The 16575-nt window shown below is 41.9% G+C and carries 12 protein-coding genes; 10 read left to right on the top strand and 2 right to left on the bottom strand.

All coding sequences use genetic code 11. The annotated features are described in order from the left end of the window. Window positions 1-161: 161 nt before the first annotated feature. On the top strand, window positions 162-1214 hold the full coding sequence (gene thiL, locus U1E44_RS15435) for a thiamine-phosphate kinase (protein WP_322932010.1): 1053 nt from the start codon (window positions 162-164) through the stop codon (window positions 1212-1214). Here thiL and U1E44_RS15430 read toward each other — a convergent pair. Next, window positions 1211-1462 (bottom strand): hypothetical protein, encoded by a 252-nt coding sequence (locus tag U1E44_RS15430; RefSeq protein WP_322932009.1) that lies wholly within the window; start codon window positions 1460-1462, stop codon window positions 1211-1213. The two genes, thiL and U1E44_RS15430, sit on opposite strands and share 4 nt — an antisense overlap. Before the next feature lie 263 nt (window positions 1463-1725). On the opposite strand from U1E44_RS15430, the gene U1E44_RS15425 reads away from it, so the two are divergent. Continuing rightward, entirely contained in the window at window positions 1726-3015 is a 1290-nt protein-coding gene (locus tag U1E44_RS15425) for a branched-chain amino acid transport system II carrier protein (RefSeq protein WP_322932008.1), read from the top strand. A gap of 355 nt (window positions 3016-3370) precedes the next feature. Continuing rightward, complete coding sequence (locus tag U1E44_RS15420; protein WP_322932007.1) at window positions 3371-3799, top strand: hypothetical protein; 429 nt, start codon at window positions 3371-3373, stop codon at window positions 3797-3799. Window positions 3800-3956: 157 nt separating this feature from the next. Here the strand turns inward: U1E44_RS15420 and U1E44_RS15415 are convergent, their stop codons facing one another. Beyond that, complete coding sequence (locus tag U1E44_RS15415; protein WP_322932006.1) at window positions 3957-5252, bottom strand: aminopeptidase P family protein; 1296 nt, start codon at window positions 5250-5252, stop codon at window positions 3957-3959. 209 nt (window positions 5253-5461) lie between these two features. Between U1E44_RS15415 and U1E44_RS15410 the strand changes: the two genes are divergently transcribed. From U1E44_RS15410 to U1E44_RS15380, 7 genes are all read left to right on the top strand, one after another. Then, window positions 5462-7099 (top strand): glycogen synthase, encoded by a 1638-nt coding sequence (locus U1E44_RS15410; protein ID WP_322932005.1) that lies wholly within the window; start codon window positions 5462-5464, stop codon window positions 7097-7099. Window positions 7100-7139: 40 nt separating this feature from the next. Further along, entirely contained in the window at window positions 7140-8687 is a 1548-nt protein-coding gene (locus U1E44_RS15405) for a GMC family oxidoreductase (RefSeq protein ID WP_322932004.1), read from the top strand. Then, window positions 8687-9706, top strand: a complete 1020-nt coding sequence (locus tag U1E44_RS15400) for a VOC family protein (protein ID WP_322932003.1) — start codon at window positions 8687-8689, stop codon at window positions 9704-9706. The genes U1E44_RS15405 and U1E44_RS15400 overlap by 1 nt, the downstream gene beginning before the upstream one ends. Window positions 9707-9725: 19 nt before the next feature. Beyond that, window positions 9726-10547, top strand: a complete 822-nt coding sequence (locus U1E44_RS15395; protein WP_322932002.1) for an SDR family oxidoreductase — start codon at window positions 9726-9728, stop codon at window positions 10545-10547. A gap of 83 nt (window positions 10548-10630) precedes the next feature. Continuing rightward, the gene (locus tag U1E44_RS15390) at window positions 10631-13282 is read left to right on the top strand and encodes an MGH1-like glycoside hydrolase domain-containing protein (RefSeq protein ID WP_322932001.1); all 2652 of its coding nucleotides are present in this window, start codon (window positions 10631-10633) and stop codon (window positions 13280-13282) included. Further along, on the top strand, window positions 13279-15234 hold the full coding sequence (locus tag U1E44_RS15385) for an amylo-alpha-1,6-glucosidase (protein ID WP_322932000.1): 1956 nt from the start codon (window positions 13279-13281) through the stop codon (window positions 15232-15234). The genes U1E44_RS15390 and U1E44_RS15385 overlap by 4 nt, the downstream gene beginning before the upstream one ends. Then, window positions 15231-16424 (top strand): MFS transporter, encoded by a 1194-nt coding sequence (locus U1E44_RS15380; RefSeq protein ID WP_322931999.1) that lies wholly within the window; start codon window positions 15231-15233, stop codon window positions 16422-16424. The genes U1E44_RS15385 and U1E44_RS15380 overlap by 4 nt, the downstream gene beginning before the upstream one ends. Window positions 16425-16575: the final 151 nt, after the last annotated feature.

The following is a 16575-nucleotide window of genomic DNA, read 5'->3' as shown; positions in this document are numbered from 1 at the left end:
TAATTGGATTTATTCTAAATAAAGAACAAATATACTATATCTACGCTGGTTTACCATAATTCCTAACATTAATATAACAAATGCGGATATAAACTTTTTCTATACCTATTTATACCGCTATTTTTGTATCCTTTTTATGTCTTTCTCTTTACTTTTGCCCTATGTTAGAAGATAAAAATACAGAACGTACCGCTCTAGAACGCTTAGGTGAATTTGGATTGATAGCGCATCTTACCAAAGGGTTTGCCTTACAGCAAAAATCATCAGTAAAAGGCATTGGGGACGATGCGGCGGTTTTAGATTTTAAAGATAAAAAAACGCTGATTTCTACCGATTTACTAATTGAGGGCGTACATTTTGACCTCAGTTATATGCCCTTGAAACACTTGGGGTACAAAGCCGTTATGGTAAACTTATCCGATATTTATGCCATGAACGCCACTGCTACACAGATCACGGTCTCCATTGCCGTTTCCAACCGCTTTCCTTTGGAGGCGCTTGAAGAATTTTACAGTGGGGTGGCTTTGGCCACCAAAGCCTATAATGTGGATCTTGTTGGTGGCGATACCACTTCTTCAAAAACCGGAATGCTCATTAGTATCACTGCCCTAGGTGAAGCAAATGCAGAGGACATTAGCTACCGAAGCGGCGCAAAACCCAATGATCTTTTAGTGGTTACAGGCGATTTGGGAGGTGCCTATTTGGGGCTGCAAGTACTGGAGCGCGAAAAAGAAGTGTTTAAAGTTAACCCAAATAATCAACCGGATCTTACGCCCTATTCCTACATAGTAGAACGGCAATTGAAGCCGGAAGCTCGTAAAGATATTGTAGAACTGTTGGCTGCACTGGAGGTGCATCCCACGGCAATGATTGATATTAGTGACGGACTTTCTTCGGAAATATTGCATCTATGTAAAAGCAGCAACGTAGGCTGTAACTTGTTTGAAGATAAAATTCCGCTAGATCCTACGGTAATGAGTGCGTGTGAGGAATTTCAAATAGACAGTACTTTGATAGCGTTGAGCGGAGGCGAAGATTATGAACTTTTGTTCACTATTGACCAAAAAGAATTCCCGAAAATCAAGGGCAATCCTAACTTAACTGTCGTGGGGCACATGACAGCCGAGAACGAAGGTGCACATTTAATTTCCAGGAATAACTCTAAAATTCCACTTACCGCTCAGGGGTGGAATTCGTTTGCCAAGCATAATTAGGCCACCTGCTGGGTGGTTCTGTGTCTTTTTTGATATAAATCCTCCAGTGTATTATTGATATCGCGTCTTTCTGGAGTTAACAAGGATAAGTTACCGCTTACATCGGTAGTAACCTGCTTGTGGCAGTGAATACATTGATATTCTTTAATGTGAAAGGTCACTCTTTTAGAAACGGCATAATGATGCCCAAAAATACTACAGCAAAAGGAACTTAGTTTGCCGCCGCAGGTAGAAAATAAGTGTTTCATAAGGTAGGTTTTTTAAAAGCGCATGGTAGGGTTTGGGGAACCTTAGTAATGCATAAATTAATGTTGTTGTAAAATTGAAAATCAGTGTCGTAATCAACTTTAGATAAAGAACGTTGTTCACCCATTTTTTATTGAGCAAGTGCACATTATTTTTTATTTTTTTTGTTAAAATGCACTTTTTTCGATGAAAAGCACTTTTTAGTCTCTTTTTCGTCTATTTTAACCTTGTTTTTTTGACATACATTTCCTTAAAGTTTTGGTATATGCACAAAACCCGTGAAACCCTCATTGCCAGTTTCGCCTTATTTTCCCTGTTTTTTGGAGCCGGAAACCTAATCTTGCCGCCTCTACTGGGTTTTAAGTCGGGCGACCAATGGTGGCTTGTTACCCTGGGTTTTTGTATTTCTGCCGTATTTTTTGCCATACTGGGCGTTTTGGCACACGCAAAATTACAAGGCACTATGTTTGATTTTGCCAAAAAGGTATCGCCTACCTTCAGTTTGGTGTATTCGCTTTTGGTATATGCCATCTCTATAAGCCTGCCATCGCCAAGAACTGCCTCTGTAACCCATGAAATGGCGATTGCTCCATTTTTTGGAACGTCTTCGTTGCTAACAAGTATTGTCTATTTTGGATTGGTCTTTGTTTTTGTAATGAACCGATCTAAAATACTAGACATCCTTGGTAAATTTCTTACTCCGGCGATTGTACTCATTTTGGTCATGATCATTGGTATTACCCTTTTTTCTTCGGATTTTGTTTTTGGTGCTACGGAAATAGCACATCCGTTTAGCTATGCCATTTTAGAGGGTTACCAGACTTTTGATGCTATTGGTGCGGTTGTGGTAGGTGGCGTCATCATTATCTCTATCAATTTAAAAAATGAAAACGCCTCTTATACCGAAAAAAGAAACCTCATGAAACGCATGGCATGGTTCTCGGGATTGGGTCTATTTCTCATTTATACCGGATTAATTCTTACCGGTGCCTTACTGCATAACGATTTTGATTCGGATATCTCTAGAACGGCCTTATTAACCGGAATTAGCACGCAAACTTTGGGAAATACCGCCAATCTCCTGTTGAGTATTCTAGTGGCTTTGGCCTGCTTTACCACCGCTGTTGGCATTGTTACCGGTACGGCCGACTTTATACAATCTAGATTTGGCAATGCCCCTCTGGCCTATACCCTTACAGGTGCCCTAGGCTGCGCCTTAGGCGTCCTTATGGGTCAGTTTCAGGTAGCGTATATTATTGCAGTAGCGCTACCAGCCTTAATGTTTATTTACCCAATTACACTAGTACTTATCCTTTTAAATGTACTTCCCGATCGCTGGGCTTCTCCGTTTGTCTTTAAAATAGTAGTGGCCACGACTGCGCTCTTTAGTGTGCCCGACTTTTTAAAGAGCCTTAACCTAAACGCAAGTACTTCATTAGTAACGTGGCTGCCCTTGCAAGAATATCATATGGGGTGGGTGCTGCCGGCCATCGTCGCTTTTGTAGTGTGTAATGTAATGATCACGCTCCGTAAGCCCCAAAACCAAGATATTTAATTTTCTAAAGATTATGTTTTCTTATTTTTTTTGAATTTAAACTCCCCTCAACAATCCCCGGACAACGATCAACCAATAACCGACAACTAACGAAGTCGAAAGTTCTTGGTTTCCGGTTTCAGGCTTTTTGACTACTCCAAAGCAGAACAAGATCACTCCATGACATCATAACCTCATCTGCGATGTTTCTGTTTTCAGCAAATTTGGGCTTGCCCTTTTCCTCCCAACCTTCATAGCTTAGAAAGGGTAAAAGCACAAAAAAGTGGGTTCATTTTCATTGAAAATAAAATGTATACCTGATCGAAAATTAAATATATTTACAAGCATATTTTCGTCCTCTTAAAACCTAAAACCCATGACAAAATCTTTATTTATTTTCGCTCTAATAGCGGGATGCGTGTTCCAATCGGTTGCCCATGAACCTGTCATTGACAGCCTTGCTAACGGTAAAATTATTTTTATAAGATCTACCGGTTTTATGGGTTCGTCCGCGGCCTTTAAAACATTTATTGACGAAGTATTTGTCTGTAGACTCAATAATAAAAGGTATTCGGTCATTGAAGTAACATCTGGGGTGCATAGTGCTTCGGTTCAATTTGGTGGCACAAAATCAAAAGAAAGGGCAGAAAAATTTGAAGTAACGGTACAGCCCGGAGAAACAAAATACATTCAAATCGTATTTGAGAATGGCGTATTAATCAATAATGTGTATTGCGAGGAGGTGACTGAAAACACCGCATTGCAAAAAATGAAATCCTTAAAAGAAGATACCAAGTGCCAATAAATTGAGCGCATAGGCTATAGCGCCTTTTGAGCTTGAACTGGCACCTGCCCCTTAATCTACGGAACAAAGTGAAGTTTTCCATAACGTGGAGCGCATTATTCGCGAGCTACAATGATAAAGCACCTGGGCAGAGGGATAACAATTCCCCCTTTGGGGTCTAGTGGGCTTTCATCAACTCCTCAATCTCTTCCGCTTCAATCGGAATATTGCCCATCAAATTAAAGGGTTCGCCGGAAGGCTGAATTACCACATCATCCTCTAAGCGGATTCCCATTTTTTCTGCCGGAATGTAAATCCCCGGCTCTACCGTAAAAACCATATTGGCTTTCATGGGCGTTTTTAGTTCCCCGTAATCATGCGTATCTAAACCAATATGATGGCTGGTGCCGTGCATAAAGTATTTTTTATAAGCCGGTTGATTTTTATCTTCGTTTTGCACATCGGCTTTGTCTAATAAGCCCAGTTTAAGTAATTCTGAAGTCATAATTTTACCCACTTCCTTATGATACTCGGCCCAAAGTACACCCGGTACCAACATTTTGGTGGCCTCATTTTTTACCCGAAGCACTGCATTATACACCTCTTTTTGGCGTTTTGTAAATTTTCCGTTGACGGGAATGGTCCGGGTAAGATCGCTGGAATAATTGGCGTATTCTGCCGCCACATCTAGCAAAAGCAAATCCCCTTCTTTGCATTGTTGGTTGTTAACGACATAATGCAACACATTGGCATTGTTTCCCGAAGCTATAATAGGAGTGTAGGCAAAACCTTTAGAGCGATTTCTAATAAATTCATGCAGCAGTTCGGCTTCAATTTCATATTCCCAAACGCCGGGTTTTACAAAGCCCAACAACCGCCGAAATCCCTTTTCAGTGATATCGCAGGCCGTTTGCATTAAGGCGAGTTCTTCCGGCTCTTTTACACCTCTCAATTTTTGGAGAATAGGATTGCTTTTGGCTACTTTATGAGCCGGAAATTTTAGTTTGCAATTTAAAATAAACCGGTCTTCTCGGGTCTGTGTTTCCGACGCCTGCCTATAATGTTCGTTAGTATTAAAGTAAATAGTATCGACCTCGGTCATGAGATCAAAAAAAATCTTTTCATACTGAGATAACCAATAAACGGTTTCAATTCCCGAAACGGTCGTGGCCCATTCTTTCGTTAACTTTTCCCCTTCCCACACCGCAATATGATCATTCGTTTCTCTCACAAAAAGAATTTCGCGATGTTTTTTGTCAATCGCATCCGGAAAAAGTACCAATATCGTTTCTTCTTGATCGGCTCCACTTAAATAAAAAATATCCCGATGCTGATTAAAAGGCATGGTGCTGTCTGCACTAATAGGATAAATATCGTTAGAATTGAAAACGGCCAAGCTACCGGGCTTCATATGTGCCATAAACTTGGTTCGATTTTTTATAAAGAGATTCGAATTAATCGGAAGGTATTTCATAAGCATAAGAATTTGCTCAAAAATAGAAATTTAAGCTGGGCTACCATAAAAATGACCAGAAATAGCAGCCTATTGGCATCCATTCGGGAGATGCGCGTATTATCTTACTGTTAAATTGGGGTTAAACCTCGTTATTGAACTAAGTAACGCTGCTTTTCGTCGACAAAAAAACAACCTAAAGCATAGTATTCATCAAACAACCGCAACAAATGATACCTAATTTTTTATTTGTATCTGCCGAAAACGACGCCTTAGCCAATTGCAAGGCCGGTGGTATGGGCGACGTGGTACGGGATGTGCCTATACACATTGCACTAAACAGTCACTCTGTGTCTACTGTAGTGCCATCTTACGGAAGACTGCACAAAACGGCACAATTTCTAGAAAAATTTACGGTTAGCTTCAGAGGAACATCCTACCTTATGGAACTCTACAAGGGGACACCTAAAGAGCCAAACACAAGGGTGTCGCACTATGTACTGCACCATGCCGACCTCACCGAAGGTAACATTGCGCACATCTATCAGCACGATGAAAATGAACCCTTTTATACCGATGCCAACAAATTTTCCCTGTTTTGTGTAAGTGTTGCGCAGTTGATACAGCAAGGTTTTTTTGGAAAATTAGATGTCATACACCTTCACGATTGGCATACGGCACTACTGCTTTTTTTAAAGGAGTTTCATCCGGCATATGCAAAACTAAAAGAAAGTAGGTTTGCCTATACCATTCATAATTTGGCAATACAGGGCATACGTCCATTGGAGGGAAATTATTCCTCATTACAAGCGTGGTTTCCCGAAGTTTCATTTGATCCCGAATGGGTGCAAGACCCAAGATATCGCGATTGCGTAAACCTTATGGGTTTAGGCATACGTTATGCTGATGCAGTGCATACCGTATCGCCTTCGTACAAACAAGATATTCTTCTGCCCAGCGAACAACCTTATTTTATTGGTGGGGAAGGTCTGGAAGCCTTACTGCAAAAGGCCGACCGAGAAGATCGCCTTTTTGGTATTCTGAATGGTATAGATTATACCCACTTAAATTATGATGAAAAGCCCAATTTTTATGAACATAGCTTGAAGGCAATTTATGGATGGCTCAGTGAAGAAGGTAAAAAATATAAGGCTGATTTTTTGATTCATACCGGCAAAAAACTGTCCGGATACCTATTGGAAAAACCGAAATTCCTTATGGCCAGCGTGGCGCGCCTCACGGAACAAAAGTTTTATTTTTTTAAACAATATCCGGCAATTTTTGATCAATTACTTGCCGCATTAGCGAAGGCAAACGGCGTGTATGTGCTTTTAGGTACCGGAGATCCGGCTTATGAAACCTTTTTTAGGGAGGCGAGTTACGCCCACAACAATTTTGTGTTTATCAATGGCCAATCTGAAGCTGTAGTAAAAAGCATCTACGCCGCAGCCCATCTATACCTTATGCCGAGTCTTTTTGAGCCTTGTGGTATTTGTCAAATGTTGGCCATGCGTAACGGCAATCCCTGTCTGGTACATAATACGGGTGGCCTAAAAGACACCGTGGGCCATGGTATTAACGGTTTTACCTTTGATGGGAAGACCAGTTACCAAAAAGCCATCAATTTGGTTAAAACGCTTCAAGAGGCCATTGACATGTATTTTAATCAACCCGAAGAATGGCAAGAAATTAAAGAAAACGCCAAATCATCTCGGTTTGGCTGGGAAAGCTCGGTTAACGATTACTACCGCTTGCTGTATCACATTCCGGTGGCCTGCGCCATAGATCACACCAATAGCGGATCTCATCCAGTAAAGGCAACCCATTTTAACAAAAAAGAAGCATTAACGCACCTCGCTTTGAAATAAGCGGGCACTATTATAATAACACTAACTAATTTTTGAAATTTTGACGAATTACGATCTTATAATCATTGGCACCGGTGCCGGCGGCGGCACATTGGCCGCTAAATTAGCCCCCACCGGAAAAAAAATCCTAATCCTAGAACGCGGCGATTACATCCCAAAGGAAAAGGAAAATTGGGATACCGAAGAAGTCTTTATCAAAGCACGCTACAAAGCCAAAGAAACATGGCTCGATAAAAATGACAAGGGATTTCACCCCGGTATTCATTATTGCGTAGGCGGCAATACCAAAATGTATGGTGCTGCGTTACTACGACTTCGGGAAAGAGACTTTCAAGAAATACAACACCATGGAGGAGTTTCGCCCGCATGGCCCATTGCCTACGACGATTTAAAACCGTATTACCTGGAAGCCGAAAAAATGTATCATGTGCATGGCCTAAGAGGATCCGATCCTACTGAACCGGAAGATCCTATGCCGTACCCACTAGCTCCTCTTCCCCACGAACCACGGATTCAGGAGTTGTATGACGACATCCAAAAATTGGGACTTCACCCTTTCCCACTGCCCATTGGAGTAAAAAATCCGGAAAAAGGCGATGCTCCTTTGGTACTCGATCGTTTTGACGGATTTCCTGATCCCACCGAATCCAAAGGGGATTCTCATGTAATGGGCATCAAAGAAGCATTGAAATATTCCAATGTCACTTTGCACACTCATGCGCTTGTGGAAAAATTAAACACAGATGCTTCCGGAAAAAAAATCAGAGAGGTCGTTGTTGAGTTGAATGGTAAAAAAGAAGTTTTCAGTGCCGGCCTTGTCATCGTGGCCTGTGGTGCTATCAATTCGGCCGCGTTGCTGTTAAAATCAGCCAACGAGAAACATCCAAACGGTTTGGGAAACAGTTCGGATATGGTAGGGCGAAACTATATGGCGCATAACAATTCGGCCTTATTAGCCATCTCCAAAAAGCCGAATTTAACAAAGTTTGGAAAAACATTTGCTGTAAACGATTACTATTTTGGTTCGGATGATTTTGATTTTCCATTGGGACACATACAAATGCTCGGAAAATCGGATCCGGTAATGTACAAGGAAGACGCCCCTGCTATCGCACCCGGATTTTCATTGGAACTCATGGCCAACCATGCCCTCGATTTTTGGATGACCTCCGAAGATTTACCCGATCCTGAAAACCGGGTAATGCTAACCAAAGACGGACAGATTAAATTACAGTACACCGAAAACAATCTGGAAGGACATAAGCGGCTTCAGAAAAAATTGAAATGGATGGTGGAGCACGCAGGCTGCGAATCGCATCTTTTTCCCAGTCATCTCTATTTGGGCAAAAAAATCCCTTTGGCAGGCACAGCGCACCAATGCGGTACCGTCCGGTTTGGTACTGATCCTAAAACATCCGCTTTGGATATTTGGTGCCGATCGCACGAGGTAGACAACCTTTTTGTGGTCGATGGAAGTTTTTTTCCGTCGAGTTCTGCCGTAAATCCGGGTTTAACCATTATTGCGATGGCACTGCGGGTGGGAGATTATATCAATCAAACGTTTTTTGCTAAATCGATATCACAATAATGCATAAATCAACATCGTTTTTATCGCTTTTTGTTTCGATATATTTATTTTTTACCGCTTTAAACGCTTTCTCACAAACTGCCAAGCGTGTTAGTGAAATTACGGTTACCGTAAGCAATATCGATAAAATTCAGCATTTTTACACCCAAGTTTTGCCCTTTAAGGTAGTAGATACATTTTCTATGGATGCCAAAACCTCGGCCTTATTATACAGCCTTCCAAGAAAACAGGCTCGTGTAAAAATGCTTCGCTTGGGCTTAGGAGAACAAACATTTATCCTGCAAGAATTCCCCAATGTGGTGCAGCAAAACCCAATTCCGGCAGATTCTAAAAGCAATGATTTGTGGTTTCAACATATTGCTATTGTGGTTTCGGATATGGAAAAGGCATATAGCAGGCTACGAGAAAATCGGGTGCCTCACGTTTCTACAGCACCGCAAACATTACCGGATTATATACCGGCCGCAGCAGGTATCAAAGCATTTTATTTTAGAGATCCGGATGGCCACAATGTAGAACTCATCTACTTTCCGCCTGGTAAAGGAAATCCAAAATGGCAGGAGGTGCAAACAAATCTTTTTTTAGGTATAGACCATACCGCCATTGGAATATCGGATACCCCTAAACAACAAAGGTTTTATGAATCGCTAGGATTAAAACTGGCCGGAAAAAGTGAGAATTACGGTTCCGAACAAGAACATCTTAACCAAGTTTTTGGTGCGCGCTTAGAAATTTCAGGCTTGGTGGCACAGCAAGGTATGGGAATTGAATTTTTGGAGTATGTAGCACCTCCCGGCGGTAGAAAATATCCTAACAACAGTACGGCAACCGATCTTTGGCATTGGCACTCCTCAATTGAAGTTGCCGATTTAGATTCCCTTTATCAACAATTAAAAAATCAGGATATCGAAATCATATCAAAAGAAATCGTACATCTTAAAGGCTCCAAATTCAATGCATCCCGTGGTCTAATGATACGAGATGTGGATGGCCATGCAATTTTGCTTTTTGAAAAATAATAAATTTAAAACTTTACATATGGTACAAAAACCCAACAAACGACTTTTAGGCCAAACGGCCATTATTACAGGTGCTAATTCCGGAATTGGCGCAGCCATTGCCAAAGGACTAGGTATGGAAGGAGCTAACATCATCATCAATTACATTTCTAATCCTGAGGCGGCGGAAGAATTGGCACATTCTATTTGCGATGATGATCTCTGTGGGCGCGCCATCCCTTTTAAAGCAGATGTAAGTAAGGAAGATCAGGTTCAGGCCATGTTCCAAACTGCCATTAAAGAGTTTGGCACCGTAGACATTGTAGTGCCCAATGCCGGAATTCAGGTAGATTATCCTTTGCATGAAATGCCCTTATCGGCATGGCAAAAAGTAATGGACGTAAACCTTACCGGCCATTTTCTATGTGCTCGAGAGGCGCTAAAGGAATTTATGCGCCGTGGCCTTCGACCTGAAGTTTCCAAAGCCTTAGGGAAACTTATTCATATTAGTTCGGTGCATGAGGTTATTCCATGGGCAGGTCATGCAAATTATGCCGCATCCAAAGGTGCCATCGTAATGCTCATGCAAAGTATAGCGCAAGAGTATGCTCCCCTAAAAGTCCGCGCCAACAGCATTGCGCCCGGTGCTATACGAACTCCTATAAACAAAGAAGCTTGGGATACGCCCGAAGCTTTAGAAAAACTCAATCAACTTATTCCGTATAAGCGCATTGGCGAACCCGATGATATTGGTTCTGCCGCCGTTTGGCTGGCTTCTGACGAGTCCGATTACATCAACGGATCTACCATATTTATCGATGGTGCAATGACCTGCTATCCCGGATTTACTACCAACGGCTAAGCCTTCCTTTGGAACAAAACAAGGGTTTTCCATACGGTTTGTGTACATTGTACCTAACCAAATGATCGCTAAAAAACAAAAAAATGAATAAAGAACAAGAACGACTTAACACGCATTACAAAGGTGAAAAGAATTGGCTAAAATGGGGGCCATACCTTAGTGAGCGCCAATGGGGAACAGTACGCGAAGATTACAGCGAACATGGAGAAGCTTGGGACTATTTTCCCCATGATCATGCGCGTAGTCGTGTATATCGCTGGGGCGAAGACGGTATTGCCGGGATTACAGACAGTCTAAATAGGCTTAATTTTGCTGTTGCCCTCTGGAACGGCAAAGACCCTATTATAAAAGAACGTTTGTTTGGACTCACAGGTCCCGAAGGAAACCATGCCGAAGATGTTAAAGAACTGTACTATTACCTGGACAGCACGCCCACACATACGTACATGAAACATTTGTACAAATACCCACAGTCGGCTTTTCCGTACGAACAATTGGTGCATACCAACAGACATCGCTCAAAGCATGAAACAGAGTTTGAAATTCTGGACACCGGTGTTTTCGACAATCAAAAATACTTTGATGTCTTTACCGAATACGCCAAAGCCGATGAAGAAGATATCCTCATTAAAATCAGCGTACACAACCGAAGCGATACTGATGCTCCTATTTCTGTTTTACCCAATTTATGGTTTACCAATTTGTGGAGTTTTGGTCTACAGAAAACAAAACCAATTTTGGAACTGGAAAGCACAAAAAAAGATTTTTCTGAAGTTAAAGCATACCACTCTAAACTGGGCACGTATTTTTTCTATTTTGAAAGTCCAAATCGTATCCTTTTTGCTGAAAATGAAACCAATACAGAGCGGTTATTTGGGCAGCCCAACGGTACAGATCGCCCTAAAGATGCCATAAATGACGCTGTAGTTTCCGGCGATTATTCCAAATTTGAAGGAATAACGCAAGGCACTAAGTTTTCGCCACTCTACGAAACCATTGTTCCGGCAGGTAAATCGGTAGTTTTTAAATTTAGACTGACAAAAACCAAGGCCAAAACCAATCCGTTAAAAACGTCTTTTGACAACATTTTTAAAGAACGTTTGCAGGATGCTGATGCGTTTTATACCGAATTCTCCAATCCGGAAACGCACCCCGATTTGGCAAACATTCAACGGCAAGCCTTTGCCGGCATGTTGTGGTCCAAACAATATTATTATATCGATATTCCGCAATGGCTCAACGGCGATCCCGGGCAAATGCCCCCACCGGAAAGTAGAAAAACAGGCCGAAATTCGGATTGGAAAACACTGAACAACCAAGACATTATTTCGATGCCCGACAAATGGGAATACCCTTGGTATGCGGCATGGGATTTAGCCTTTCACTGCGTGCCATTAGCTATGGTTGATGCCAATTTTGCTAAAGAACAATTGGTATTATTCTTAAGAGAATGGTATATGAAGCCCAACGGACAACTCCCCGCCTACGAATGGGCTTTTGGGGATGTAAACCCACCCGTTCATGCTTGGGGCTGCCTAGAAGTATATCGGATTGACAAGGAAAAAACGGGTAAAGGCGATGTTAATTTTCTAAAGAAAGTTTTTCAAAAGCTCCTTATCAATTTTACATGGTGGGTTAACCGAAAAGATCATATGGATAATAATATTTTTGAAGGTGGCTTTTTAGGATTGGATAACATAGGAGTCTTCGACCGAAGTTCTGCTATTCCGGGTGGCGGTTATTTAGAACAAGCCGATGGCACCAGTTGGATGGCCATGTATAGCCTAAACATGCTTGATATGGCTCTTGAAATTGCCCAAGAAGACCCCGTTGGTTTTGAAGATGTCGCTACCAAATTTCTAGAACACTTTGTGTATATCGCCGAAGCCCTAAACCAACGTTCCGAAGATTGGACGGGTTCGTGGGATGAGGAAGACGGTTTTTTCTATGATGTTCTTGGACTTCCCAATGGGCAATATATTCCTCTCAAGGTACGCTCTCTGGTAGGGTTAAGTACTCTTTTTGCCACCTTGGTTGTGGATAAAGAGCGACTAGAGAACCTTCCCGATTTTAAAAGGCGCTTACTATGGTTTAAAAAATACCAACGAAAGAATGCCAAACATCTGGTAATGGATACGTTTAATGAGGATGGCGATATGCTGCTCTCCCTTGTACCCAAAGATCGATTAGAAAGGGTCTTAAAAAGCCTGCTTTCTCAGGAAGAATTTTTCTCCCCTTATGGTATTAGGTCGGTATCTAAAAAACACGAAACACCCTATGTGGTTCATATAGAAGGACAAGATTTTGGTCTGCAGTACGAGCCGGCAGAATCTACCACGAGTCTTTTTGGTGGCAACTCTAACTGGCGCGGGCCTATTTGGATGCCCATGAATTTCTTGCTTATTGAATCTTTAAAAGAATTGGATAAATTTTATAACGGTGAAATGCATGTATCTTGCCCAACCGATCAAGGCAATTTGTGCCGGTTGGGTGGTGTTGCCGATGATATCTCAGAAAACTTAATCAAAATTTTTGAGCAGGATGCACAAGGTCAGCGTCCAGCGAATGCCTTACACGATATCTACGAAAAAGATCCGCATTTTAAGGAATTAGTCCTCTTTTATGAATATTTTCATGGCGACAATGGGCGCGGGGTCGGTGCTTCGCATCAAACAGGATGGACCGGTCTGGTGGCGCAATTAATTCACCGGAAACTAAAACATGAAAAACGATGATCCATTTTGTGAACCCCAACTTTGATTTGCTTTCCGATAAAGAATGGATCGTTACCAACGGCATAGGAGGCTATGCTTCAGGCACCTTATCCGGGGCCCATACCAGACGCTATCACGGTTTGTTGGTGGCATCACTAAATCCGCCTACACATAGAGTTGTATTGGTATCTAAAGTAGAAGAAACTATTACCGTGAACCAAGAGGTTTTTGAGCTTTCGTCCAATCAATTTGAACATGCCATAAATCCAAACGGCTATCAGTACCTCAGCAGTTTTGATCGCTTTCCTTTACCCACGTCCATATACCAAGGTGCCGATTTTAAACTGTCAAAAACCATTTTTATGGTATATGGCGAAAATACCACCGTTGTTGAATACAAGAATACCGGTGAAGCAGCCCTTTCTCTTAAAATAGATGTATTCCTAAATCATCGGGATTATCACAGCAATTTGCGAGAAAACGAACACACCAATTTCTTTACCGATACGCAGGAAGGATTTCTTAAGACTTACGCCTATTACGGTGCGCATCCACTCTATCTGTCTCATGGAGGTGCTTTTGTAAGTCAACCCAACTGGTATAAAAATTATGTGTACAAAAAAGAACAAGATCGCGGATTAGAAGACAGGGAAGATACTTTCAACATAGGCCATGTAGAAATACACCTGAAACCGGGACAGGTTACACATCTTATTTTTTCAACTGACGCGGCGGCCATGGAAAGCAATGGTTCCGCTTTAAAAAAAACTGCTACAGACCGATGCCACTCACTTCGACAAACGAATGATACTTTTTTAAACGATTTGTTGGTGTCTGGCGATCAGTTTATTGTGACGCGAAAATCTACCGAAAGTCATTCCATTATCGCCGGTTATCACTGGTTTACCGATTGGGGACGCGACTCCATGATTGCCATGCGGGGTTTATGCATAGACACCGGCAAACAAGATGTGTGCAAATCGATCTTAAGAACCTTTCTACATTATTTAGACCAAGGCATGTTGCCCAACCGTTTCCCTGATGCTCCGGAAGATGAGGTGGAATACAATACTATCGATGCCACCCTATGGCTGTTTGTGGTATTGTATGAATATTATCAAGCGTTTGAAGATGAAGAATTTATTAAAAATGCCTTTGACAAACTCACCGATATTATCCGATTTCATAAAACTGGAACCCGTTATAATATACACGAAACTCCGGAAGGATTTATCTATGGCGGGGAAGGTATTGCGCAACTCACTTGGATGGATGCCCGTATTGGCGATTATGTTGTTACCCCCAGACACGGTTGTCCTGTAGAAATACAGGCGCTTTGGTATAACGCCCTAAAAACCTATCAATATTTTCAATTACATCTGGCTCTGAACAACGAATATATTGATGCAGTAACCGATAGCATTAGCAAATTAGAACAGCATTTTGTGCCTTTCTTTTTTAATGACAAGGGCTATTTGAACGATGTAGTGCTACCCATGACCTCTGTGGACGATGCCCTGCGATGCAATCAAATTTATACCGTGAGTTTGCCTTTTTCAATACTGAATAACCATCAACAACAACAAATTCTGGAGGTTGTGACCACAAATTTACTGACGCCCTTTGGTTTGCGTACCTTAGCCTCTCAACATCCCGATTTTAAAGATACGTATGGCGGCGATGTATGGTCCCGTGATTTGGCCTATCATCAAGGCACAGTGTGGCCCTTTTTACTGGGTGAATATGCAGCGGCCTACCTAAAAATCCATGGTAAAACAATGAAAAGTAACGCTCATTTAGAATCCCTTATAGCACCGCTTAAACATCACTTCTACAATGCCAATTGCATTGGCGGAGTATCTGAGGTTTTTGATGGATTGCAACCTAATCATGGGAAAGGAACCATTCATCAAGCTTGGTCTGTTTCGGCACTCATACGCATCATGTTCACGATTCAAAAATCACAGCTGTGAACCTATCAAAAATTAAAAAAATAATCGCCATCTATTTGGGCGGTTATATGACCGGCGTGGCATTGGTGCTTTTCCCGGCAGCGGGAAGTATTTTTACGAGTACGCTTCATCATGGATTCTCGAGCAGTCAGTTTGGCAGTATTTTTACTCCTCAAATTATCTTGGCTATTATTTCGTCTTTGATGGCCTCCAAGTTGGCCTCCCAGATTGGAATGAAAAAGGTTTTGCTTTACGGCCTATTTGCCTTAGTGCTCTCTACGGGTTTGCTCACTGCAAGTCATTGGTTAGAAAATCATGCCACTGCGGTATATGTTTGTATACTTATGGCCACCGGCTTCTTGGGGGTGGGTTTCGGATTTAGTCTTACCGCACTAAATCCTTTTGCCTTTCAATTGTTTGCGGGCAAAGAAACCTCCGCCATTACGGCGCTCCATTTTTTCTTGGGAATTGGAACCGCTACCTCACCGCTGCTCATTAGCTATTTTACAGGCCTAGACATGTGGTGGGGGGCATCTTTGGTAACTACGGTTATTTTATTGCTCTTATTGTTTTTTACATGGACTCTTCCTCTGAAACTAACTGCGGAAGTTTTAGAAAAAGAAGTTTCCACAGATGTAGGTAAATTTAACATTCCGCCTAGATTGTGGTGGTATATCATTGCTGTATTTTTTTATGGTGCCTGCGAGGCCACCTTTGGCAGTTGGGGTGCTGTATTTTTAGAAAAGCAGGGCGGTCTTTCCATAGCAAAAGCATCCTTAGGATTATCGCTGTTTTGGGGGTCAGTAGCCGTAGGCCGAATCTTGTTTGCCCTAATGGCACTGAAATTTAAGACCAATTGGCTATACGTAAGTGCACCTTTTGTATTAGGATTGCTTTTTTACCTCTTGCCGCAACTAAATTCTGAGATGTGGTATCTCTGTGCCATGGCGGTGGGCGGTTTGGTCATTTCGTTTATGCTGCCAAAATCGTTTAGTAATGCTACGGCTGATTTTCCTAAAAATGCAGCTTTAGTTTCCGGATTTCTAGTGGCTGCATTGCAATTGGGTACCGGTTTTAGTGCCAACCTCATCGGTTTCTTTAATGCAGAGTACAGTTTAGGAGTGCTGTTTCAGTTTTCTACCGTCTACGCCCTACTTTTTGGTGCATTGCTCGTCTATATTGCCTTGAGCGGCACAGCGTACCGGAAGTAAGAATTTGTTTTTGAAGCCTACTATGGTGCACATTTATTTTAAAATTGACGTCCTCATAGTCCGCAACTAAATACAAAATTTCTTGAAACTGACTATCCCCGAGGCAAGCCATAGGGGTATTTCGCCAGTTTCATTTTGGCCTTTGGGCCAA

Source organism: Aurantibrevibacter litoralis (genome assembly GCF_034651555.1).
GTDB lineage: Bacteria > Bacteroidota > Bacteroidia > Flavobacteriales > Flavobacteriaceae > Aurantibrevibacter > Aurantibrevibacter litoralis.
Note: the sequence above shows the minus strand (reverse complement) of the source record. Positions and strands in the feature narration are given on the sequence as shown.